The sequence below is a fragment of the Dellaglioa sp. CoH-57-MRSF-22 genome (assembly GCF_056781895.1).
This window is the reverse complement of record NZ_JBXAXT010000168.1, coordinates 1-309: the sequence shown is the minus strand read 5'-3', so window position 1 is coordinate 309 and position 309 is coordinate 1. Positions and strand designations below refer to the sequence as shown.

At 57.0% G+C, this 309-nt stretch carries 1 protein-coding gene; it reads left to right on the top strand.

Annotated elements, in window-relative coordinates:
• Positions 1 to 309 (top strand): hypothetical protein (locus AC1RPR_RS08665; protein WP_481763546.1); only part of this gene is annotated, 309 nt, incomplete at both ends.

The window sequence follows — 309 nt, the reverse complement described above, 5'->3', positions numbered from 1 at the left end:
CCAAGGATACGACGTGGATCATCTGTTCGATGGAGCCGGAAAAATTCCAGTCCTCTACTGTCGGCCGCGCGATCCTGAAGCGCTGCACGCAGTTCCAGCTGGAAACGCCCACCACCAGCTCACTCGGCAAACAGGCCCTGCGTATCGCCAAAGGCGAGGGCATGGACTACGTGCTGGATGACGAGCGCTCGATCATCAAGCAGGTGGTGAAGGCCAGCAATTCAGATATGCGCGAACTCGCGAATATCATGCAGGCTCTTCAGCAGTACTACGATGGCATTCAGGGCAAGAAGCCTAAGCTGCTCAGCG